Here is a 21,388-nt window from a genome sequence, read left to right as displayed (position 1 = left end):
GGGGTAGACGCAATTGTTACAGTTGTCACCCTGCTATCCGTCAGTTTTTTCGAGGAGTGCGGAACAAACTTGTCAGTTGACTGGCTCGTGCCAGATCCGCTGATCGTTCCGCCGAAATCCATGATGGCCCTCAGTGCCAGCCTTGCCAGACAAGGTATTCCTGTGCTGAGGGCAAAAGCATCCTTTGTGCAAGCGTGCAGATCCTATTTGTCAATTGTGACATTTCGATGAACGGTCACATCACCATCGCATTTTTTTCGATTTTCGCGGTCCCACTCGCTCAGACTGCTGAAAATCCACTCTAAGCTCATGCCAAAACGTTATTTATTTGGCGTTTCTTAGATCATTTACGCTCCGTTTCATTCAGTCCTCGGCCTGCCTTGATCCGGAGTCTCACCATGAATCTGCTTAAACCTCTTCGCCTGTTGGCAGCCCTGTCGCTGACGAGCGCCGCCCTGTTCGCCCACGCAGCGGACTTTACCGTCGCTTATCAAACCACCGTCGACCCGGCGAAAGTCGCTCAGGCCGATGGCGCCTACGAGAAAGCCACCGGCTCGAACATCGCATGGCGCAAATTCGATAATGGGGCGGACGTCATCACGGCCATTGCGTCGGGCGACGTGCAGATCGGCTATCTGGGCTCAAGCCCACTGACCGCAGCGGCGACTCGCAAAGTGCCCGTGGAAACATTCCTGATCGCCACGCAGATCGGCGCCGCCGAAGCGCTGGTGGCACGCAACGGATCAGGGATCAGCGGACCGCAGGATCTGGTCGGCAAGAAGATCGCCGTGCCGTTCGTGTCCACCGGGCACTACAGCCTGCTGGCGGCGCTGAAGCACTGGAACATCGATCCGTCCAAGGTCACCATCCTCAACCTCGCCCCGCCAGCCATTGCGGCAGCGTGGAAACGCGGTGATATCGATGCCACTTACGTCTGGGACCCCGCATTGGGCGTCGCCAAGGAAACCGGCAAAGTGCTGATCACCTCCGGTGAGCTGGCAAAGCTGGGCGCGCCGACCTTCGACGCCTGGATCGTGCGCAAGGATTTCGCTGACAAGCACCCTGAGATCGTCAAAGCCTTCGCCAAAACGACCCTCGATGCGTACGCCAACTACCGCAAAGACCCGGCGGCATGGCTCTCAAGCAAAGACAATGTCGACAAGCTGGTGAAGCTGTCTGGCGCCAAGGCCGATGACATCCCCGGCCTGCTGCAAGGCAACGTCTATCCGCTGGCCGCTGATCAAGTGAAGGAGCTGGGCGCGCCGACGACCGAAGCGATTGGCAAAACCGCCGCCTTCCTTAAAGAGCAGGGCAAGGTCGATGCGGTATTGGCGGATTACACGCCTTATGTCAGTGCGAAGTTTGTTACTCAGTAAACCCTCGCTATACCTGTACGAGCCGCCTTGCTTGTGAAAACGGACAGGCAGGCAATGACAATGTGTCAAGCAAGACGCTTTCGCCAGCAAGCCGGCTCCCACAGTTTCAGCGTCGAATACAAGATTCGGGGCGACCCTTGTGGGAGCCGCCTGGGTGGCGAACGCGCTTGACCGGTCAATACAGGACCTCCCAAAGAAACGTTCACACCTACCGAAAACGGAGTCATCGCCATGGCCTTGTTACAACTGGAGCGCATCTGCGCACAGTACCCCGGTGCGGCCGAACCGGTGCTGTCGGACATTTCCCTGACCCTCGGCCCACAACAGTTACTGGTCGCCCTCGGTCCCTCTGGCAGTGGCAAGACTTCGCTGTTGAACCTGATTGCCGGTTTCGTTGAACCCAGTGCGGGTCGCATCACGCTCGATAACGTGCCCGTCAAAGGGCCGAGCGCCGAGCGCGGCGTGGTGTTTCAGGACGACGCGCTGCTGCCTTGGCAGGACGTGTTGGCCAACGTTGCTTTCGGTCTGGAACTGGCGGGCGTTGCCAAAGCGCAGCGAGAAGCCAAAGCGCGTGAAATGCTCGCGCTGGTGGATCTGGCCGGTTTCGAGACGCGCCGTATCTGGCAGTTATCCGGCGGCCAAAAACAACGCGTCGGTCTGGCCCGCGCGCTGGCAGCGGACCCGCGCGTACTGCTGATGGACGAGCCGTTTGGCGCGCTGGACGCTTTCACCCGCGAGCAGATGCAAGAACTGTTGTTGCAAGTCTGGCAACGCAGCGCCAAGCCCGTGTTTCTGATCACCCACGACATCGAAGAGGCGGTGTTCCTGGCGACCGACCTGATCCTGCTGGCACCCAATCCGGGGCAAATCGTCGAGCACCTGAAGCTGGATTTTGGCCATCGCTACAGCGCGGGGGAGTCGGCGCGGGCGATCAAATCCGATCCACAATTCATTGCTACCCGCGAGCACGTCCTGGCGCGGGTGTTCTCGCAGCGCCAATCCCTTCAGGAGCAACGGGCATGAGCAAGCTTCAGTCGCCGCCGCTCAGCGAGGCGCTCGCCCAAGCGCCAGCTCCCATTCGAAAGGTGCCCTCGGCACGCCCTTATCTGAGCACCCGCGCGATCAGCGTCTTGACGCTGGTGTCGCTGGTCGCCGCCTGGTGGGTCGTCACGGCGTTCGAATGGATCGAACCGTTGTTTTTGCCATCACCTTCCGCAGTGTTGGCCAAGGCCTGGTTACTGATGACGCAAGGCTATATGGAGTCCACGCTCTGGCAACATTTGGGGGCGAGCCTGCAACGCATCGGGCTGGGCCTGGCGTTCGCAGTCCTGACTGCCATTCCCGTCGGGATCGCCATCGGTCATAACCGCATTGCCCGAGGCATTTTTGACCCGCTGATCGAGTTTTACCGCCCGATTCCGCCCTTGGCCTACCTGCCGCTGATCGTGATCTGGTGCGGTATCGGCGAATTCTCCAAGGTCCTGCTGATTTATCTGGCGATCTTCGCGCCGATTGCCATTGCGACGGCGACCGGCGTACGCACGGTGGACAGCGCCAAACTGCGGGCGGCGCAATCGCTGGGGGCCACTCGCTGGCAACTGATTCGCCATGTGATTCTGCCCAGCGCCCTGCCCGATATCCTCACTGGCATTCGCATTGGTCTGGGTGTTGGCTGGTCAACGCTGGTGGCCGCAGAACTGATCGCCGCCACCAGCGGGCTGGGCTTCATGGTGCAATCGGCGGCGCAGTTCCTGGTGACCGATGTCGTGGTGCTCGGAATTCTGGTGATCGCCTTCATCGCCTTCGCACTGGAAATGGGCCTGCGCGCTCTGCAACGCAAACTGGTGCCGTGGCACGGCCAAAATCACTGACAACCGACGCGTTATCAAGACTGACTACGCCGACATTTCGGCGCACACAGCGAGACCAACATGAGCCTTCACATCACCCCACTCAGCTCCGCATTGGGCGCGCAAATCAGTGGCGTCGACCTGAGCCGCGACCTGACTGCCAAGCAACGCGATGCTATCGAACAGGCGCTGCTGAAGCATCAGGTGCTGTTCTTTCGCGAACAGCCCATTACGCCTCAACAACAAGCGCGCTTCGCGGCGCAGTTTGGCGATCTGCACACACATCCGATCTACCCCAACGTGCCCGAACAGCCAGAAGTCATGGTGCTCGACACTGCTGTGACCGACGTGCGCGACAACGCGATCTGGCACACCGACGTGACCTTTCTGCCGACACCTGCGCTGGGCGCCGTGCTGAGTGCCAAGCAACTACCGACCTACGGCGGCGATACCTTGTGGGCCAGTGGCATCGCAGCGTTCGAAGCGTTGTCCGCACCGCTGCGGGCGCTGCTGGACGGTTTGACAGCCACTCACGATTTCACCCGGTCATTCCCGCTGGAGCGGTTTGGTACCACCGCTGAGGATCTGGCGCGTTGGGAGGAAACCCGCCGCAAGAATCCGCCGCTGTCCCATCCGGTCATCCGCACTCATCCTGTGAGCGGGCGCAAGGCGCTGTTCGTCAACGACGGGTTCACCACGCGGATCAATGAACTGGAGTCCGCAGAAAGCGAGGCCATTCTGAAATTGCTGTTCGCCCACGCGACACGACCTGAATTCACCATTCGCTGGCGTTGGCAGGTAAACGATGTGGCGATGTGGGACAACCGCGTGACACAGCATTACGCCGTGGATGATTACCGACCGCAGCGCCGTGTGATGCACCGGGCGACGATTCTGGGGGATGTGCCGTTTTGACCGGCACGCCCAGTGTGACGACGCTCGCGTCTGCCGACCGATCCTGAGGCCGGTCAGCAGACGTCGGAGTGCGCGAATCAGGCCTGATCGAAGCTCTCCCGATAGGTCAATTCACGAATCAGGTTCAGCTCCTGCGCTTCGAACTCTTGCTTCAGCGCTGCAAATCGATCACCCAACTCCTCGATCGTCTTGTCGGGGAATCGATCCGGCAACGCCGTCACCCGCGCCAGATAGTCCTGTTTGATCGCCGTGAAGCGCTCTGCGTGCACCTCACGCAAATACTCGATCCAGAAATCCCGGTGGGCGGCGTAATTCATGAACGGCTCGCCATGTTCGCCCTTCTGCACCCTGGCCAGCGCGGTTTCAAGCTCGGAGGGACGAATGCTCGCGTGCACCTGATACAACATGCCGCTGGGCGGTAACGGCAGGTCCAGCTCAGTCGACCATCGCAAGCGATACGCCAGACGTACCTCAGCCTCATCACGGCCTTGTGCTTGCTCCCGGGCAATTGCATCAAGCTCATGCAGCCGGTAGAGGCGTCGGGTCAGTCGATACAAGGACTGCCCTCGTGACTCGGGCGGGACATCGGTCAGAGACTGATCGATGAACATCTGGATTTCTATCTGGTTGAACACCAGCCAGGCACCGTCGTGGCATGTTTGCGAACCTGTATCGGCCTGCACCAAAGCCCCCTCGGCGATGCCGTTGTATAACTGGCGGCTGGTCTCGTTCTGATCCGCCGCGTCCAGCACGTGCCATACCCGCTCGGAAAACCCGACACGGGTCTGCTCCGAGCGATAGGGAGCCGATTGGGTCAGCCTTCCGATCAGCGCCATGAGGTTATTAGCGTCGTTGCGCGCCTCCAGGCGCTGCCAAAGCGCCTTGTGTGCCGCGTTCTCATCTACCGATCCCAGCAGCCAGTCGTCGACCTGGGCCGGAGTCGCAGGGCTTTCTACCGTGACCACCGAATCCGACAGATAATCATCGATATCCGAATCCGAATCCGGGTGCTCCGGTGCCAGTTGCACAATGTCGTCAGGCAGTTCCATCACGAAGCTGTAGGAACCGTTATGACGTTCCGAGAGATAAGCCCGGCGCATCGTCTCATGACTCAACGGATTTCGTCGCAACCCGATTTCAGTCTGTGCCCGATAGTTACGCGGGTTCTCCAGGATGTATTCCGGCAGATCGGTCAACTGATTGTCATCCAGCACCAGCCCTTCGAGCGGGAGCAAGTCGTCCACCCAAGCAGGCCATTGATCCAGCCCCATATTCTCCATCGACAGCCAGAGCAAGTGAGGTCGCAAGCTGGATACGTCAGAAATGATACCCAACCGGTTGCCACTCAAATCCAGCGTGTCCAGGCGAGGCAGCCTTCCGAGCGCTGCGATCGCGTGCTGATCGATGAGTCGCCCCTGATTTCGCAGGCTCAGGCTGGCAACGCGAGGCAGGTTCTGCAGAACCGAAGACAGTTCATAGTGCGGCTGGGGTTGCCCGATCAACTCCAGACCTGTCAGTTGCGGGAAACTCGCGAGGAATCGGTTCAACTGGGCCGCCTGCGCGCGCACCTCGATCAGATGCAGATGGCGCACACAGGTATAAAAAAACGCAGGCAAGCGAGGTGGAAAGTCGTCCAGGGCGACACGTTCCAGAGTCAGGACCACAAACGTCTGCCCCTCGCTGTACAAACGCCAAAATTCCAGAATTGTCTGACCAATGGCCCGGCGCGCCGCAATAGTCGCCTCACTCATGGGTCGAGCTGAACCGGAAGTTTCTGCCCATTGAGCGACTGCCTCTCGCAGTTGCGTTCTCTCGCTTCTCAGCAATGCAAGATAGGCGCTCAGATGCGCAGGCATGTCCAGATTGAAACGAAACCGGCTGGCCGGCTGCTCGTTCAGACGAATCCGCATCAACGTCAGCCGAGACAGCGGGTTGCCGTGCAGCGAAATGGCCGTTGGCTGAGCGGCGGGTGTCTGATTGTCGAGAACGTCCCAAGGCACCTCGACAATGCGGTTGTTGCGTAAAGACAGCTCAGTGATGGAGCTGGACGACAGCCCTTCCAGCCATGCAGGCCAGTGATCCAGTCCGATGTTGTCCAGATTCAGTTGGCGCACGGACAAACTGAGCAGATTGGAAGGCGGCAGAACGCTGATCCAGTTCCCACTCAAATCCAGAGACTCCAGTTGTTCAAGGACTCGGAACGAAGCGACCTCCAGAGTGCCGATCGAAATACCCTGATTGGCCAGACGCAAGTTACGTAGCGCGGGCAAGCGACGTGCGACCAAATCGGGTAGCTGGTAGACCAACGGCTCAGCCAGCAGTATCGTCGAGTCGGAGCGATCCATGTCGAGCTCGTTAACGCGCGGGAATTGCGCGATAAACTGCTCCAGCTCGGCCCGCTGAGCTGTACGGTCCACAAAGAACCTCTGCGCCCCGGCGCCCCGTCTGTCGATAGCGACATCCATCAGTTCCAGGCGGGTCACCCGCTGAAAAAAGAAATCGGGAAGTGTCGTGGGAAAGTCGCCAAGCACAACGTGCTCCAGGCGTAACGCCGAACCACGAGGAAAAACCTCGGGCAACGTGTTCTCTGCCCAATGGCACCAGATGGCATCGTGGATGGCCGCGCGGCTGGCGAGTCGCGATTCCAGGTCGGGAATCGCCGCCGAGGCATCACCCCATGCATTCATATGACGATCCATTGTGTTGCGTTCTTCGAGGACTTGAATCAGCCGCGCATGAATCTGCTGACGGGTCATTCCGGAGTGCTCCAGCGCAGCCAGCATCTGCTCGGCAGTAGCCTCGACGTGCAACACCCCGATGGCACCGATCAGGTCCAGCAGTGTGTCGCGTGCGATGAACCCCTGCAGGGCGCCCGTACCGCTCAATGGGTACGCCAGACGACCATCGGCCAATCGCATCGGGGATTTTGCCCCCGGCTTCGAAGGCTGCATCTTCAGAAGGCCGCGTAGCGTTTGCCTGGGCAACGGGGCCGCGCCCTGAATGGCCACTTTGAGCTTCGGTCCGTCCCATGTGCCCGGAAAACCCAGCGCCGCACGTTCTGCATCGGGCAAGGCATGCAAGATCGTGGAATAAAGGTTATCGCGGCCATGCAATTCCAACCCTTGGTCGTCATAAGGCTGAAAGCCATCTGAGCGCATGACCAACACCTTGCGAATCTCCGCGTCTGCGGGACCGACAGCATCGATCAATGCGCTGGCAAACCCGTTCTGACGAAGTTCCAAACGCAGTCGAGCAGACCACCCGGGCAAGGTTTCCAGTGTGTGCAGAATCAATACAGCGGTATCCGGACTGCTCACCGATTCCAGATAAATCCCCTCATAGGCCCGCGCCAGCCTGATTTGCTGTTGATAGACGCGGACCTCTTCGGCGATGCGCAACGGCACACGTCTTTGGCCCAACGCCTCGACCTCCGACGGCGACGCACCGCGCACCAGTTCATCGGCAACCGTTGCAGGCAGATCGGGGTAGCGATGAGTAATCGTCACCGCATGGGGCTCTCGACTTCGCAACATCCCTTGATAGCGCGTTTGGAACGTCACCGCGTTCTCTGCCGCTGACGTTGAACCCTGAGCTTCGCGCTGAATCGTCTGGTCCAGCGCAAATCGCTGAATCGTATCCTCAAGCAACGCGGGAGGGCGTTCGCTTTCGGCCAGCGTGCGACGCAGCACTGCCTCGCGGGTATCGCTGACCCACAAAATACGCTGTGCCACGGTATCGGAAAATTCTGCGACGTCGTGACCCAGGCGTCGAAACAGCTTCAGGCCTTCCCATTCCCTGGGTCGGTCAGCCGGATGCAACCAGGCACCTGCCCCGTTGTTGCGCAATACCGGCTGATAGCTACTGACATTCGTGGGGTGTTCGATCCGGAACGGAGCGTCCGGTGAGGTTTGTATGACCGAATAAACCTTGTTCTCTATCGCCAGCCAGGATTTACCTTGATAGCGATACAGTCCGAACTCATCTGGCTTGAGACTGGCAGGTAGAACCCTGTCGTGGGCAAAGGGGCTGAGATCGGGCTTCCACAAGCGCGAGCCTCCGTCGCGCAACTCCACCTCGTCCAGTTCCTCGATGAACGACGGGGCTTCCACCGGGATGGTTTCAACCGCTGGCGTACCTCCCGCGTGTGCCGCACCGAGCGCCGCCATTAACGCCACGTTCTCAGCCACATCCATCAGATAGCCCCAACCTTGCGCCCATTCACCGCGCGTCCAACTCTCAGCGCCTTCGAACACCTCCACGCCCAGTTGAGCAGCGGCGACCGCCATCATCACAGCACCCACCGCGGGCACGACAAACCCCACAACATTGAGCGCCTGCAGCGTCAGGCTTTCGAAATACTGCACGCGCTCGGCAAAGGTTTTCTGATCCTCTTCAGCCGTAGGCACGGCATGAAACAGAGCGTCGTCCTTGAGCACGTTGGCTTTCTGTCGTGTGATGGCGGTGAGCAGTCCTCCGCTCAGCGAGCTTTCGCGCAGATGCAGCTTCACGTTTTCGTCGAACCGCTGTTCATACCAGCCCATGTCCGTGTTCCAGACCTTGGGGCGCAGGCACTCGTCTAACTTCGCAAATAACCGTGCGCGATGACGTGCAGGCACCAGGCTCTGGAAAAACGCCAGATACCCTTTCTGCAACATCCGGTCACGCAAGGCGTGGGTAAACGCCGTGGTAGACGCGTACTCCATGAGCGGGCACACCGGGTCACCCGGAATGTAGACGGCGACACGTTCCACTTGTTGTGCACTGTCACGCGCCATGCCAATGACCACGATCCCCGTCAGTTCGACATCCCACAGTCGAAGAAACTGACAACTGACCGCTCGGCCGCTTACCTGAGGAGAAGATCCGTTGCGGGCAGCCTCCAGCAAGACGTTGTAGAGGTCTTCACTGAGGCGCTGCTGCATGTACGCTAGATGCGCCTGAATCCTGAAAGCCGATTGTTCGACACGCTTGAGCGACCCTTGGCGAGTAAAACTGGCCGCATCTGGCGCATCGTCAGGTCTGGAAGGCGGGTTGAGGAACGCTGCAATCATCTTTTGATACTGGCCGCCCAGGTCCAACTCACGACACAAGGCTGCGAACGCCTCAGGGGCAATCGCCAGTGGTGTTTCTGCAGCCATACCGCCGGACGCCGAAGCGTCAACATAGATCACTGCCTTGCGGCGCGAATCCAGGTCCATCCCGCCCGCTTCCGACTCCCATGATTCGAAGTTTTGCAGAGCTGCGCTCAGCAAGGGTTGAGTCGCCGCCTTGAGCGATTTCTGAACCTCGACCAACGGGTCGCGAGAAGCTGCGGCAAATGACTGGTCGACGTGAGCACGGCGGGCGTGAAACAGGAGCGTTTTGCGCACATCCACATCGAGACCGAACCGTTCTTTAATGGCCGCCACCAAGAGCGGCTCGGCAAAGGCTTCGAGCGGCGGCAGCGCTGCCAGTGCCGGTCTGAGTGACTGCTCAATGAAACGATGAGACTCATGATCCTGTCGCAACGCTTTTACGACATCGGGCATCGACTGGCGGGCCTGGTCGAACCAAGAGAGTTGCGTACTACCCGCCTGACGGGTCGCTCGACGCAGCTCGGGAGATGCATTCACCAGCCACTGCGGGATCTTGCGTTTGATGGTTTCGAAATGCCTGTTCTGCTGAGCAGGCGTGTTGCTACCGGGGGGTGAATCAATACGTGATGCCATGAAATACAGCCTTGAAACCTTAAATGGCCTTCCGAGCTTATTCAGAACGCTCACCATAAAAAGCTCAAATAGCCGATACCAGCACCGGATCGATCCGGCGACTTCGTTCAAAAATCAGAATATAAAAACCATATAGATACCACCCGCTCGCGAGGGGATCTGCTACACGAAGATTCGCCCTCGGGAAGAGGCATCGGATGCCTCACTTTGGTGTCCAGCCCCCAAAAATGCACGGATAGCGTGCAAGGCGCTCCGAGTGGCGAGGGGCTTGTTGGAGGCAGATTTGTTGATGAAGCACTGGGGTCATCGTACACGTACCCGCAATGCCCCTGATTACAGGGGCTAAACGGGAAATTTCATTCTTTTTCCGACGACAACTCAAAATTGGCACGCGCTCTGCAATAGGTTAATCATCCACCAGTTTTGGGGACCTTGGTACAGGCAGGCCGGGGATTCCCCTCTTTTATTCCTCTCGGAGACTGACCTCCAGTCTCCAGCGCCCGTCCTGAATCGCACCGTGCCAATCGCCGTGCAAGGGACGGGTCGCCAGTAGGTTCAGCAACAATCCCTTATCACTCTTTTGAACTCTCCAGCGTACGTCTCGGCCATTGAGCTTGAGTGCGCCTCGTTGTGCCGAACCCTGAGCGTTGAACAATAAAGCCACGGCGCCATCGATCATTTCGCCATGCAGTTGCGGCTCGCGGTTGAACCAGACCGCTACGCCATCAGGCAGCACTTCGATGCTCAGCAGTTCAACAGGATCTGGCGCGGTCAGTCGCCCGATCATCAGTCCGACCATCACGCCAAAAATCGCGATAGACCCCAAAAACCGCCGCCACAGCTTCGGTCTCGGGTCTTCTTCAGGGGTAGAATGCATCCCGTCCTTACGTTCGGAGCCGTGCATGTTTCACGTGATCCTTTTTCAACCAGAAATTCCGCCGAATACCGGCAACATCATCAGGCTCTGCGCCAACAGTGGCTGTCAGTTACATCTCATCGAGCCGCTGGGTTTTGAGCTGGATGACAAACGCCTGCGCCGTGCGGGACTCGACTATCACGAGTACGCCACGTTGCACCGCCACGCCGACCTGGCCAGTTGCCTGGAAAGAATCGGCCATCCGCGCCTGTTCGCTTTTACCACAAAGGGTTCCAAACCCTTTCACGATGTGGCCTTTCAGGAGGGTGACGCGTTTCTCTTCGGCCCGGAAAGCCGCGGCTTGCCACCCGAAGTGCTCGACCCGCTGAATAGCGATCAACGCCTGCGTCTGCCGATGCGCGAAGGCTGCCGCAGTTTGAACCTGTCCAATACCGTGGCTGTTGCGGTGTATGAAGGCTGGCGGCAGCTCGGGTTTAAATAGTCTGAAGCCGGCACACCGATCATTGTGGGAGCCGGCTTGCTGGCGAAAGCAGTGTGTCAGTCAACATCTCTGTTACAGACAAACCGCATTCGCCAGCAAGCCGGCTCCCACAAAAGTAATCCCGGTCAGCATAAAAAAAGCGCCCATCACAGGCGCTTTTTTTCATTCAGCCAGCAACGCTTACTGAACGGTCGGGGTCTCGCCCGCTTCCTGCATGCGTTGCAGCTCTTGCGCGTACAGGGCGTCGAAATTCACCGGGGCCAGCATCAGCGCCGGGAACGAACCGCGTACCACCAGGCTGTCGATGGTCTCGCGAGCGTACGGGAACAGCAGGTTCGGGCAGAACGCGCCCAAGGTGTGGCTCATCGAAGCCGCGTCCAGACCTTTGATCAGGAAGATACCGGCTTGCTGAACTTCAGCGATGAAGGCGATTTCGTCGCCGTTCTTCACTTCGACTGACAGGGTCAGCACGACTTCGTAGAAGTCGCCTTCCAGTTGCTTCTGACGGGTGTTCAGATCCAGGCTGACGCTTGGGGTCCACTCCTGACGGAAGATCGCCGGGCTTTTCGGCGCTTCGAACGACAGGTCACGCACGTAGATGCGTTGCAGGGAGAATTGTGGAGCTTCTTCGTTGGAAGTGGCGCCGTTATTCGTTTGATCAGTCATCTCAGATCCTTCTTACTCTTGAGGTCTTGTCGTGTAGGGTTCGAATTCAGGCGCTCAACAGTGCGTCGAGCTTGCCGGCGCGCTCCAGCGCGAATAGATCGTCGCAACCACCGACATGGACCGAACCGATCCAGATCTGCGGCACCGAGGTGCGCCCGGCCTTTTTTGTCATTTCAGCGCGAATCTGTGGCTTGCCGTCGACCTTGATCTCCTCGAAGTCGACGTTCTTGCTTTCGAGCAGGTATTTGGCACGCGAGCAGTAAGGGCAATAATCGCTGGAGTAGACGACGACTTCGGCCATGTCACTTCACCAGCGGCAGGTTGTCGGCTTTCCACGAGGACACACCGCCCGACAGCTTGGCGGCGTTGAAACCGGCCTTGAGCAGTTCACGGGCCACATGGCCTGCGTGCTGGCCAGCCGCGTCAACGATGATCAGCGTCTTGGATTTGTACTTCTCAAGCTCGGACGTGCGAGTCATGACTTTATCTTGAGGGAAATTCAGGGCCCCGACGATGTGGCCAGTGGCGTACTCTTTCTTGGCGCGCACGTCGATCACCACCGCTTCGTCGCGGTTGACCAGCGCAGTCAGCTCACCGGTGCTCAAGCTCTTGCCGCCCTTGTTCAGTTCTGTCGCGATCAACAGCGCCAGCAGGATGACAAAAGCGCCAGAGATCAAATAGTGGTTCGTGGCAAAAGCAATCAGGTGTTCAACCATCATCGGGTTCCAGGGCGTTAAAATGTCGGCCAGTATACACAGCCCCCAAGGTCGGCCAAAGCCCGTACGGCGGTCACAGTGACGCCGTTTGAACTTCACCTTAATATGTCGATCTTTTTTCTACTTCACCTATTAGCCAAGAGTGGGATTCATGACTACCACGCCTAAACCTCTGGTTCTGATCATCCTGGACGGCTTCGGTCACAGCGACAGCCACGACGGCAACGCGGTCTACGAAGCGACCGCGAACAAGAAGACGCCGACTTTCGATCGCCTGTACAAGACCATGCCCAACGGCTTGATCTCCGGTTCCGGGATGGATGTCGGCCTGCCAGACGGTCAGATGGGCAACTCCGAAGTCGGTCACATGAACCTGGGCGCCGGGCGCGTGGTGTATCAGGATTTCACCCGCGTGACCAAAGCGATCCGCGACGGCGAGTTCTTCGAGAACCCGGTCATTTGCGCCGCTGTGGACAAGGCGGTGGGTGCTGGCAAGGCCGTGCACATCATGGGCCTGCTGTCCGATGGCGGCGTGCACAGCCATGAAGACCACCTGGTGGCGATGGTCGAACTGGCCGTCAAACGCGGCGCCGAAAAAATCTACGTGCATGCCTTCCTCGATGGCCGCGACACACCGCCACGCAGCGCGCACAACTACCTCGACACCATGGAAGCGGCCTACGGTCGTCTGGGCAAAGGTCGTACCGCCACGATCATTGGCCGCTACTTCGCCATGGACCGCGACAACCGCTGGGACCGCGTCGAAGCGGCCTACAACCTGATCGTCGACGGCACCGCTGAATTTCAGGCAGCAACGCCGAAAGCGGGTCTGGACGCCGCCTACGAGCGTGGCGAGAACGACGAATTCGTCAAAGCCACCCGCATCGGTGAGCTGGCCAAGGTCGAAGACGGCGACGCCGTGGTCTTCATGAACTTCCGCGCTGACCGCGCCCGCGAGCTGTCTCGCGTGTTCGTCGAAGACGACTTCAAGGATTTCGCCCGCACTCGCCAGCCGAAACTGGCCGGCTACGTCGGGTTGACCGAATACGCCGCCTCCATTCCAGCACCTGCGGCATTCACCAAGGGCAGCCTTGAGAACGTGCTGGGCGAATACCTGGCCAAAAACGGCAAGACTCAACTGCGCATCGCCGAGACCGAGAAGTACGCCCACGTGACCTTCTTCTTCTCCGGTGGCCGTGAAGAACCGTTCGAAGGCGAAGAGCGCATTCTGATTCCGTCCCCGAAAGTCGCGACCTACGACCTGCAACCCGAAATGAGCGCACCGGAAGTCACCGACAAGATCGTCGATGCCATCGAAAACCAGCGTTACGACGTGATCATCGTCAACTACGCCAACGGCGACATGGTCGGCCACAGCGGCATCATGGAAGCGGCGGTCAAGGCCGTTGAGTGCCTGGACGTGTGCGTGGGCCGCATTACCGAAGCGCTGGAAAAAGTGGGCGGCGAAGCGCTGATCACCGCCGACCACGGCAACGTCGAGCAAATGACCGACGAGCACACCCACCAGCCGCACACTGCGCACACCACTGAGCCTGTGCCGTTCGTGTACGTCGGCAAGCGTGACCTGAAAGTCCGCGAAGGCGGCGTGCTGGCGGACGTGGCGCCGACCATGCTGACCCTGTTGGGCCTGGAAATCCCGAAAGAGATGACCGGCACGTCGATTCTGGTCGCCAAGTAAACCGCTTCAAACCGGCCTGTCCGTCTGCGACAGGCCGGTTATTTGTATGAAATGTCTGAAAGCAGCGCCCTCAGAGCGTTTTTTTTGCCGCCTTCGGCGGGCATACTAAGCCCGTCCTCACTCCCGGTATTGCCCAACCCCATGCTTCGCGCCCTGATCGCCCTTGCTTTGATTTGTCTGCTCAATCCGGCGTTTGCCGACGATGAGCGCGCACAAACCCAAAAACAGCTGGATGCCACGCGTCAGGACATCACTGAACTGAAAAAGGCGCTGAGCCAGCTTCAGGAAGAAAAATCCGGCGTACAGAAAGACCTGCGCTCCACTGAAACCGAAATGGGCAAGCTGGAAAAGCAGGTGGAGGCCCTGCAAAAAGAACTAAAAAAGAGCGAAACCGAGCTACAACGGCTCGATGATGAGAAAAAAAAACTCCAAAGCGCACGCGTTGAACAGCAACGCCTGATCGCGATTCAGGCCCGCGCCGCCTACCAGAATGGCCGCCAGGAATACCTCAAACTGCTGCTCAACCAGCAGAACCCCGAAAAATTCGCCCGCACCCTCACCTATTACGATTATCTGAGTCAGGCCCGCCTGACGCAGTTGCGCAATTTCAACGAAACCCTGCGCCAGCTGGCCGAAGTCGAAAAAGATATCGACCTGCAACAAGCCCAATTGCTGGTTCAGAAAAGCTCGCTGGATGACCAGAAGGCCCAACTCGAAACGGTGCGCCAGGAGCGCCAGGTCGCACTGGCCAAACTGAATCAGGACTACAAGGCTCGTGACCAGAAACTACAGGCGCGCCAGCAGGATCAGGCAGACCTGACTAAAGTCCTGAAGACCATCGAAGAAACCCTCGCCCGTCAGGCTCGGGAAGCAGAAGAAGCGCGTCAGAAAGCCTTGCTGGCCCAGCAGGAAGCCGAGAAGCGTCAGCGCGAGCAGGAAGCACTGGCGAAAAACCGCGGCAAGGATGACAGCGATGAAGCCCCACGCCGCCCTGCGAAAGCCCCCGGTGCACTGGTTTCCAGCGCAGGTCAGTCGTATGGCGGACCTTTTGAGCAAGCAAAGGGAAAACTTCCTTGGCCTGTCGATGGTCGATTGTTGGCGCGTTTCGGTGAAACCCGTGGCGATGACGACCGGACCAAGTGGGATGGCGTGATGATCAGCGCGTCGGCGGGCAGTCAGGTACACGCTGTGCATGGTGGTCGCGTGGTGTTCGCCGACTGGTTGCGCGGCGCAGGCCTTCTGGTCATTCTCGACCATGGAAACGGTTATTTGAGCCTGTATGGCCACAACCAGAGTCTGTTGAAGGAAGCTGGGGACGTTGTAAAAGCCGGGGAAGCGATCGCGACTGTGGGTAACAGTGGTGGCGGTCAGGACACTCCGGCACTGTATTTCGCTATTCGTCAGCAGGGTCGCCCTAGTGATCCGGCCCAATGGTGTCGCTCTCAAGGATAAGTCGACATCTCACTCAGGAGTTCGTAAGACATGCTGTTTTCGTCCCGCCTCACCTCGCTGGCCCTGACTATCGCCGTGGTTATCGGCGCTCCACAGGCTTTCGCAGCCGGTGCCGCTCCGGCCGCCGCGCCTGCTGCCTCCGCGCCCGCCAACGCCGCGAACCTCAAGGCACCACTGCCGCTTGACGAGCTGCGTACCTTTGCCGAGGTGATGGACCGGATCAAGGCCGCCTACGTCGAGCCAGTGGACGATAAAACCCTGCTGGAAAATGCCATCAAGGGCATGCTCAGCAACCTTGACCCTCACTCTGCCTACCTCGGCCCGGAAGACTTCCAGGAGCTACAGGAGAGCACCAGCGGCGAGTTCGGCGGCCTGGGCATTGAAGTGGGCGTCGAAGACGGCTTCATCAAAGTGGTCTCCCCTATCGACGACACCCCGGCCTCCAAGGCGGGCATCGAAGCGGGCGACCTGATCGTCAAGATCAACGGCGCGCCGACCCAAGGCCAGACCATGCAGGAAGCCGTCGACAAGATGCGCGGCAAGATCGGTGAAAAAATCACCCTCACGCTGGTCCGCGATGGCGGCAATCCGTTCGACGTGACGCTGGCCCGCGCGACCATTCAGGTCAAGAGCGTGAAAGCCCAGATGCTGGAGCCGGGCTACGGCTACATCCGCATTACCCAGTTCCAGGTCAAGACCGGCGAAGAAGTCGGCAAGGCTTTGGCCAAGCTGCGCAAGGACAACGGCAAGAAGATGAACGGCCTGATCCTCGACCTGCGCAACAACCCGGGCGGTGTGTTGCAGGCGGCGGTCGAAGTGGCTGACCATTTCCTGACCAAAGGCCTGATCGTCTACACCAAGGGCCGCATCGCCAACTCCGAACTGCGCTTCTCGGCAGACCCGGCTGACGCCAGCGAAGGCGCGCCACTGGTGGTGCTGATCAACGGCGGCAGCGCCTCGGCGTCCGAGATCGTTGCCGGTGCCTTGCAGGACCAGAAACGCGGCATCCTGATGGGCACCGACACCTTCGGCAAAGGCTCGGTGCAGACCGTGCTGCCGCTGGCCAATGACCGCGCACTGAAGATCACCACGGCGTTGTACTTCACGCCGAATGGCCGCTCTATTCAGGCACAGGGCATCAACCCGGATATCGAAGTCAAACGCGCCAAGGTGACCACCGAGGCCGATGGCGAGAACTACAAAGAGGCCGACCTGCTCGGCCACCTGGGCAACGGCAACGGCGGCGCGGACAAACCAACCACAAAGGCCAAGGCTGGCAAGGCGCGTCCGCAGGACGACGATTACCAGTTGAACCAGGCCCTCAGCCTGCTCAAGGGATTGAGTGTCACTCGCGGCAATTGATATGCGCTTTTGGTTGACCGGGCTCGTCTGGGCCTTAGCCATGATCACGGGTGCTGCCCACGCGGCACCCGCTGACGCTGCAGATGCCGACGGCAAGTCGCCGAAGGTCGCCTACATCAGCCTGATCATCGACGATCTCGGCCAAAGCCCCGAGAAGGACAGCCGCGCGCTGGCCCTTCCCGGCCCGGTCACGTTGGCGATCATGCCCGACACGCCCCACGCCACCGACTTCGCCCGTCAGGCCCACAAGGCGGGCAAGACCGTCATGCTGCACATGCCGATGGACCCGGCGACCGGGCCTTATGCCTGGCGGCCTGACTTGCCGCTGACCGAGCTGGAATCGCGCCTCAATGCCGCGCTGATGAAGGTTCCTTATGCGGCGGGCATCAACAATCATGAAGGCAGCCGCATGACCGCCGAGCCGGTCGCCATGGCGTGGCTGGTGGGCGAGCTGCAACGCCGTCATCTCTTCTTCGTCGACAGCCGCACCAGCGCCAAGACCGTCGCCGCTGCCGAAGCGCAGAAGATTGGCCTCGCCAGCCTTTCGCGGGACGTATTTCTGGACGACGAACGCACCGCCGAGGCCATCAACAGCCAGTTTCAGGCAGCGATCAAGCTGGCCCACAAGCAGGGTTCGGCCGTGATGATCGGCCACCCGTACCCGGTGACCATGGAGGTGCTGGAGCGTGAGTTGCCCAAGCTCAAAGCCCAAGGCATCGAATGGATCGAACTGCGTCACATGATCGGGCTGCGCGGCAATCAGGCCATGGGTGGGCATGGAAAGAATGGGGTTTATCGCTGAGCAACACAGCCCCCCTGTAGGAGCGAGGCTTGCCCGCGATCTGCCGCGAAGCGGCAGCGAAACCAAACGCCGCAGTTGTGCCTGATGCACCGCATTCGCAGGGTGTACTGCTGCTACGCAGCAGATCGCGGGCAAGCTCGCTCCTACGCCCTCCGGGCAGAAGCGTGCGGCAGTCAGAGATACTTCCCGAGAATGCCGTCGACCAGCCCTTCCTTGCGCAGTTGATCCAGCGCTGTTTGTAGCCTCTGCACCACCTCATCCGGCGTGTCTTTGTTCAGCGCCAGAAACAACTCGGCGCTGTTGAAGCGCAGCACCGTCTTGAGACCCGTTACGCCTTCCTGCCGCGCCAGATAACGCCCCGCAGGGTCACCCGTCGCCCAAAGGTCGATCTGACCTTCAACGAGCTTCCTGGCATTGTCCTTGTCGCTGAGCACAGTAATCGGGCTCATGCCCTGACGCCCCAGCTCTTCGGCGATGGCGTCACCCTTGTAGGCGCCGATCCTGTATTGCCGAGCCTCTTCCAGGTTGTTCAATTGTATCGGGCTGTCGGCCTTCGCCAGCATGATCCAGTCGTCCGGCCCAATGGGGCCGACCCACTTGAACAACTTCTCGCGCTCGGGCAAACGCGCGGTCACGAACACGCCGTAACCGGGCTTTTCCAATGCCAGTTTGTAGATGCGGTCCCACGGGAAGCGCAGGGTCATGTTGTAGCCGATACCGGCGCGTTTGAAGGTTTCACGCACGATCTCGACGGCGATGCCCTGGATGTTGCTTTCCTGGGCGAAGTTCTTGCCATCGATCGCCATGTTGTAAGGCGGGAAATTCTCGGTTAGCAGCACCACTGAATAGTCTGTCCGTTTGCCTTCATCAGTACCGACAACCGGTTCATCTGCATACGTCCCCATACTCGGCATCAAAACGAACAGTGCGAGAAAACACGCAGCAGGTTTAAGCATATGGCCCTTCCTTATCCATGGCTGTGGACAGAGTGCGGACCCCAAATGCCGTTGTCCAGAGTCTTCGTTGCATCGCGTACTTTTTCTAGCACGCAATACATATGTATGCGCCCTGAGCAGCGTTTGTCTGACTAATTGATGACTTCACTGACCGCTTACGTCGTGAGCGGAGCCATCACTTTAAGGACAGGTACCCAGATGCAACATCGAACAGCAGCCCATGTGTTCGCAATGATCACGCTTTTCTCAGCAGAACTCGCCCAGGCCAGGGATTACGGCGAGGGCCACGCCAACGGCTCTCCCGCCATCGCCCTTGATAATGCACAGGGGCGCCACGAGCACTGGCGCGCGGTCGGTCGTCTGCAAGTCGACCAGGCTTCGCAAAAGTCGCGCTGCACCGGCGCCCTGATCGACTCGCGCAACGGAGAATCCCAAGCCGCCGGTCCCGCCTACATACTCACCAGCGGGCACTGTGTAACCCGCCACAGCCTCAATTTCACCCACAACACGCCGGTTCAGGGATATATCGATTTCGACTACTTTCTCGGCAACATGCAAAGGACGCAACGTCACGAGTTGAAACAGATCGTCAGCGCGACCCTGCGCGGTGCAGACCTGGCCCTCATCGAACTGCAAACACCCTTGCAGGAACTGCTCGATCTCGGTATCGAACCCTTGAAGTTAAGCCATCGACCTCCCGCAGACAGCGTGGACCTGATGATCGTCGGGGTGCCTTCCGGCCATGAAAACGCGCCCGGACTGAGACTGTCGCTATGCGCTTACGAGGGCGCAGAAGATCTGGTCGAGGAGGTTTTTGTATTTCGCGGTTTCTACAAGCACCGCTGCGCTGGAATCGCCCCTGGCAGCTCTGGAAGCCCGCTGCTGGATCGCCGATCAAACCACATCATAGGTGTTGCAAGTACCTCGACTGGCCGCGCCAAGGCAGAAAACCGCTGCCAGACCAATGCACCTTGCGAAATAAAGGGAGGCCAGCCGGCCTGGTCGCCGGATACCCAGTACTCCAGTCCTGCGACAGGGCTGCAAAACTGCTTCGTCCACGGTCGCTTCAACCCCGACGCCGAGCAATGCACACTGCGATCCACGCTGGAGATGACGCTTGGCGAAGACTATTCACCCAAGACCTACCGCCGTATCACGCTGGATCGACAGGGCAACCCCGTATTCCCGACCTGGTCATGGCCGTTCTCGCTGAACACCCCGATGTATCGCTACAAAACCACTCGCAGCGCCACTGAATGCGAAAGCCCGCATTACTACAAGGATGCCGCCGATGCGGCCAACGTCCTGATCGATGACCCGGTCGGGCCTGAGGCCGGCATGCACTTTCTGTGCATCATCGGCGTGACATCGCAGGCTCAGCGACCGGCGCAGGAGATGATGAACAAGCCTGTGGTGATAGCGATGGAGTTGGCACCGGCAGGCCCGACCCGCATGCCGGAACTGACGATAGACCGCCTGAGCGAAGGCGGTTATCGGGTCGAGCCGTACTTCTCCGCACCATCGCTATGGGTTTACACGTTCAAATCAGGCGAACCGGACGCCGTAGACTGCGATGAGCCGGATGGGTACACGCCCCATTTCGAAGGCGCGAGAACCTACGAAGCCTCGAAGTTACCCCTCAAGCTGTGCTCGAAGGCCCACGATTTGTCGAAACAGGCGTCTCTGCCGCGAACGGATTTACTGATGCCATGATCAGCGAACGACGATGCCTTGCTGCGCCATGAACGCCTTGGCTTCCGGCACGGTGTATTCGCCGAAGTGGAAAATACTCGCCGCCAACACAGCGCTCGCATGGCCTTGCAGCACGCCATCGGCCAGGTGTTGCAGGTTGCCGACGCCACCCGATGCAATCACCGGAATACCCAGCGCATCGCTGATCGCGCGGGTCACGCCCAGGTCGAAACCGTTCTTCATGCCGTCCTGGTCCATGCTGGTCAGCAGAATTTCACCCGCGCCGAGACCTTCCATCTTCTTCGCCCACTCGACGGCGTCCAGACCGGTCGGCTTGCGACCGCCATGAGTGAAGATTTCCCAGCGCGGGGTTTCGCCCGGCCCTGAGACTTTCTTGGCGTCGATGGCGACGACGATGCACTGCGAACCAAAACGCGCAGCGGCTTCACCCACAAACTCAGGGTTGAAGACCGCAGCCGTGTTGATCGAGACCTTGTCCGCCCCGGCATTGAGCAGGTTGCGGATGTCGGCCACGGTGCGCACGCCACCGCCCACGGTCAGCGGAATGAACACCTGGCTGGCCATACGCTCGACGGTATGCAGCGTGGTGTCGCGACCATCGACGCTGGCCGTGATGTCAAGAAAGGTGATTTCGTCCGCACCCTGCTCATCGTAACGACGGGCGATTTCCACCGGGTCACCGGCGTCGCGGATGTTCTCGAACTTCACACCCTTGACCACACGACCGTTGTCGACGTCCAGGCAAGGGATGATGCGCTTGGCGAGGGCCATGGGCCTATTCTCCGAAAACTGCCGGGCTAACGCCCAACATCAAT

At 59.5% G+C, this 21,388-nt stretch carries 17 protein-coding genes; 10 read left to right on the top strand and 7 right to left on the bottom strand.

What is annotated here, in order from left to right:
• Nucleotides 1–398 precede the first annotated feature (398 nt).
• From tauA to tauD, 4 genes are all read left to right on the top strand, one after another.
• Nucleotides 399–1,376 (top strand): taurine ABC transporter substrate-binding protein, encoded by a 978-nt coding sequence (gene tauA, locus ACI5GA_RS17925; RefSeq protein WP_404635120.1) that lies wholly within the window; start codon nucleotides 399–401, stop codon nucleotides 1,374–1,376.
• Between the two features lie 231 nt (nucleotides 1,377–1,607).
• Nucleotides 1,608–2,399, top strand: coding sequence for a taurine ABC transporter ATP-binding subunit (gene tauB, locus ACI5GA_RS17920; protein ID WP_421423621.1), 792 nt, complete (start codon nucleotides 1,608–1,610; stop codon nucleotides 2,397–2,399).
• Nucleotides 2,396–3,247 (top strand): taurine ABC transporter permease TauC, encoded by an 852-nt coding sequence (gene tauC, locus ACI5GA_RS17915; RefSeq protein WP_421423619.1) that lies wholly within the window; start codon nucleotides 2,396–2,398, stop codon nucleotides 3,245–3,247. Before tauB ends, tauC begins: the two co-directional genes overlap by 4 nt.
• A gap of 60 nt (nucleotides 3,248–3,307) precedes the next feature.
• On the top strand, nucleotides 3,308–4,141 hold the full coding sequence (tauD, locus tag ACI5GA_RS17910; protein WP_404635126.1) for a taurine dioxygenase: 834 nt from the start codon (nucleotides 3,308–3,310) through the stop codon (nucleotides 4,139–4,141).
• 77 nt (nucleotides 4,142–4,218) lie between these two features.
• Here tauD and ACI5GA_RS17905 read toward each other — a convergent pair whose 3' ends face one another.
• Together ACI5GA_RS17905 and ACI5GA_RS17900 are read right to left on the bottom strand one after the other, a co-directional pair.
• On the bottom strand, nucleotides 4,219–9,849 hold the full coding sequence (locus tag ACI5GA_RS17905; protein WP_421423617.1) for a dermonecrotic toxin domain-containing protein: 5,631 nt from the start codon (nucleotides 9,847–9,849) through the stop codon (nucleotides 4,219–4,221).
• Between the two features lie 463 nt (nucleotides 9,850–10,312).
• The gene (locus ACI5GA_RS17900; RefSeq protein ID WP_421423615.1) at nucleotides 10,313–10,753 is read right to left on the bottom strand and encodes a hypothetical protein; all 441 of its coding nucleotides are present in this window, start codon (nucleotides 10,751–10,753) and stop codon (nucleotides 10,313–10,315) included.
• Between ACI5GA_RS17900 and trmL the strand changes: the two genes are divergently transcribed.
• Complete coding sequence (gene trmL, locus ACI5GA_RS17895) at nucleotides 10,752–11,207, top strand: tRNA (uridine(34)/cytosine(34)/5-carboxymethylaminomethyluridine(34)-2'-O)-methyltransferase TrmL (protein ID WP_404635132.1); 456 nt, start codon at nucleotides 10,752–10,754, stop codon at nucleotides 11,205–11,207. The two genes, ACI5GA_RS17900 and trmL, sit on opposite strands and share 2 nt — an antisense overlap.
• Before the next feature lie 180 nt (nucleotides 11,208–11,387).
• Here the strand turns inward: trmL and secB are convergent, their stop codons facing one another.
• From secB to ACI5GA_RS17880, 3 genes are read right to left on the bottom strand one after another with little or no spacing between them, the layout of a single operon-like run.
• Nucleotides 11,388–11,873, bottom strand: a complete 486-nt coding sequence (gene secB / locus ACI5GA_RS17890; RefSeq protein WP_404635134.1) for a protein-export chaperone SecB — start codon at nucleotides 11,871–11,873, stop codon at nucleotides 11,388–11,390.
• Between the two features lie 46 nt (nucleotides 11,874–11,919).
• A complete protein-coding gene (grxC, locus tag ACI5GA_RS17885) occupies nucleotides 11,920–12,174 on the bottom strand; it encodes a glutaredoxin 3 (RefSeq protein ID WP_062379408.1) in 255 nt (84 codons plus the stop codon).
• A gap of 1 nt (nucleotide 12,175) precedes the next feature.
• Nucleotides 12,176–12,589: a rhodanese-like domain-containing protein gene (locus ACI5GA_RS17880; RefSeq protein WP_404635686.1), complete on the bottom strand. Its 414-nt coding sequence runs from the start codon at nucleotides 12,587–12,589 to the stop codon at nucleotides 12,176–12,178.
• Nucleotides 12,590–12,740: 151 nt separating this feature from the next.
• On the opposite strand from ACI5GA_RS17880, the gene gpmI reads away from it, so the two are divergent.
• The 4 genes from gpmI (at nucleotide 12,741) to ACI5GA_RS17860 (ending at nucleotide 17,904) form a co-directional block, all read left to right on the top strand.
• Nucleotides 12,741–14,288 (top strand): 2,3-bisphosphoglycerate-independent phosphoglycerate mutase, encoded by a 1,548-nt coding sequence (gene gpmI, locus ACI5GA_RS17875; RefSeq protein WP_404635136.1) that lies wholly within the window; start codon nucleotides 12,741–12,743, stop codon nucleotides 14,286–14,288.
• A 141-nt stretch (nucleotides 14,289–14,429) separates the two neighbouring features.
• Nucleotides 14,430–15,740, top strand: a complete 1,311-nt coding sequence (locus ACI5GA_RS17870; RefSeq protein WP_404635138.1) for a murein hydrolase activator EnvC family protein — start codon at nucleotides 14,430–14,432, stop codon at nucleotides 15,738–15,740.
• A gap of 30 nt (nucleotides 15,741–15,770) precedes the next feature.
• Nucleotides 15,771–17,102: a S41 family peptidase gene (locus ACI5GA_RS17865; RefSeq protein ID WP_404635140.1), complete on the top strand. Its 1,332-nt coding sequence runs from the start codon at nucleotides 15,771–15,773 to the stop codon at nucleotides 17,100–17,102.
• Nucleotide 17,103: 1 nt separating this feature from the next.
• Nucleotides 17,104–17,904 carry a divergent polysaccharide deacetylase family protein gene (locus tag ACI5GA_RS17860; protein ID WP_421423611.1) on the top strand — a complete coding sequence of 267 codons (801 nt, stop codon included), beginning with the start codon at nucleotides 17,104–17,106 and terminating at the stop codon, nucleotides 17,902–17,904.
• A 173-nt stretch (nucleotides 17,905–18,077) separates the two neighbouring features.
• Here ACI5GA_RS17860 and ACI5GA_RS17855 read toward each other — a convergent pair whose 3' ends face one another.
• Entirely contained in the window at nucleotides 18,078–18,809 is a 732-nt protein-coding gene (locus ACI5GA_RS17855; protein ID WP_421425488.1) for a substrate-binding periplasmic protein, read from the bottom strand.
• A 282-nt stretch (nucleotides 18,810–19,091) separates the two neighbouring features.
• On the opposite strand from ACI5GA_RS17855, the gene ACI5GA_RS17850 reads away from it, so the two are divergent.
• Complete coding sequence (locus ACI5GA_RS17850; protein ID WP_421423610.1) at nucleotides 19,092–20,573, top strand: trypsin-like serine peptidase; 1,482 nt, start codon at nucleotides 19,092–19,094, stop codon at nucleotides 20,571–20,573.
• On the opposite strand, the gene hisF is transcribed toward ACI5GA_RS17850, so the two are convergent.
• Nucleotides 20,574–21,344: an imidazole glycerol phosphate synthase subunit HisF gene (gene hisF / locus ACI5GA_RS17845; protein WP_421423608.1), complete on the bottom strand. Its 771-nt coding sequence runs from the start codon at nucleotides 21,342–21,344 to the stop codon at nucleotides 20,574–20,576.
• Between the last annotated feature and the right edge of the window lie 44 nt (nucleotides 21,345–21,388).

The sequence above is a fragment of the Pseudomonas sp. Pseu.R1 genome (assembly GCF_045764065.1).
GTDB lineage: Bacteria > Pseudomonadota > Gammaproteobacteria > Pseudomonadales > Pseudomonadaceae > Aquipseudomonas.
The sequence above is the reverse complement of the archived record's forward strand: the minus strand, read 5'-3'. Positions and strand labels throughout refer to the sequence as shown.

Coding starts and splice junctions, on each gene's coding strand:
- tauA (WP_404635120.1), top strand. CDS start 399: ATGAATCTGCTTAAACCTCTTCGCCTGTTGGCAGCCCTGTCGCTGACG.
- tauB (WP_421423621.1), top strand. CDS start 1,608: ATGGCCTTGTTACAACTGGAGCGCATCTGCGCACAGTACCCCGGTGCG.
- tauC (WP_421423619.1), top strand. CDS start 2,396: ATGAGCAAGCTTCAGTCGCCGCCGCTCAGCGAGGCGCTCGCCCAAGCG.
- tauD (WP_404635126.1), top strand. CDS start 3,308: ATGAGCCTTCACATCACCCCACTCAGCTCCGCATTGGGCGCGCAAATC.
- ACI5GA_RS17905 (WP_421423617.1), bottom strand. CDS start 9,849: ATGGCATCACGTATTGATTCACCCCCCGGTAGCAACACGCCTGCTCAG.
- trmL (WP_404635132.1), top strand. CDS start 10,752: ATGTTTCACGTGATCCTTTTTCAACCAGAAATTCCGCCGAATACCGGC.
- ACI5GA_RS17900 (WP_421423615.1), bottom strand. CDS start 10,753: ATGCACGGCTCCGAACGTAAGGACGGGATGCATTCTACCCCTGAAGAA.
- secB (WP_404635134.1), bottom strand. CDS start 11,873: ATGACTGATCAAACGAATAACGGCGCCACTTCCAACGAAGAAGCTCCA.
- grxC (WP_062379408.1), bottom strand. CDS start 12,174: ATGGCCGAAGTCGTCGTCTACTCCAGCGATTATTGCCCTTACTGCTCG.
- ACI5GA_RS17880 (WP_404635686.1), bottom strand. CDS start 12,589: ATGGTTGAACACCTGATTGCTTTTGCCACGAACCACTATTTGATCTCT.
- gpmI (WP_404635136.1), top strand. CDS start 12,741: ATGACTACCACGCCTAAACCTCTGGTTCTGATCATCCTGGACGGCTTC.
- ACI5GA_RS17870 (WP_404635138.1), top strand. CDS start 14,430: ATGCTTCGCGCCCTGATCGCCCTTGCTTTGATTTGTCTGCTCAATCCG.
- ACI5GA_RS17865 (WP_404635140.1), top strand. CDS start 15,771: ATGCTGTTTTCGTCCCGCCTCACCTCGCTGGCCCTGACTATCGCCGTG.
- ACI5GA_RS17860 (WP_421423611.1), top strand. CDS start 17,104: ATGCGCTTTTGGTTGACCGGGCTCGTCTGGGCCTTAGCCATGATCACG.
- ACI5GA_RS17855 (WP_421425488.1), bottom strand. CDS start 18,809: ATGGGGACGTATGCAGATGAACCGGTTGTCGGTACTGATGAAGGCAAA.
- ACI5GA_RS17850 (WP_421423610.1), top strand. CDS start 19,092: ATGATCACGCTTTTCTCAGCAGAACTCGCCCAGGCCAGGGATTACGGC.
- hisF (WP_421423608.1), bottom strand. CDS start 21,344: ATGGCCCTCGCCAAGCGCATCATCCCTTGCCTGGACGTCGACAACGGT.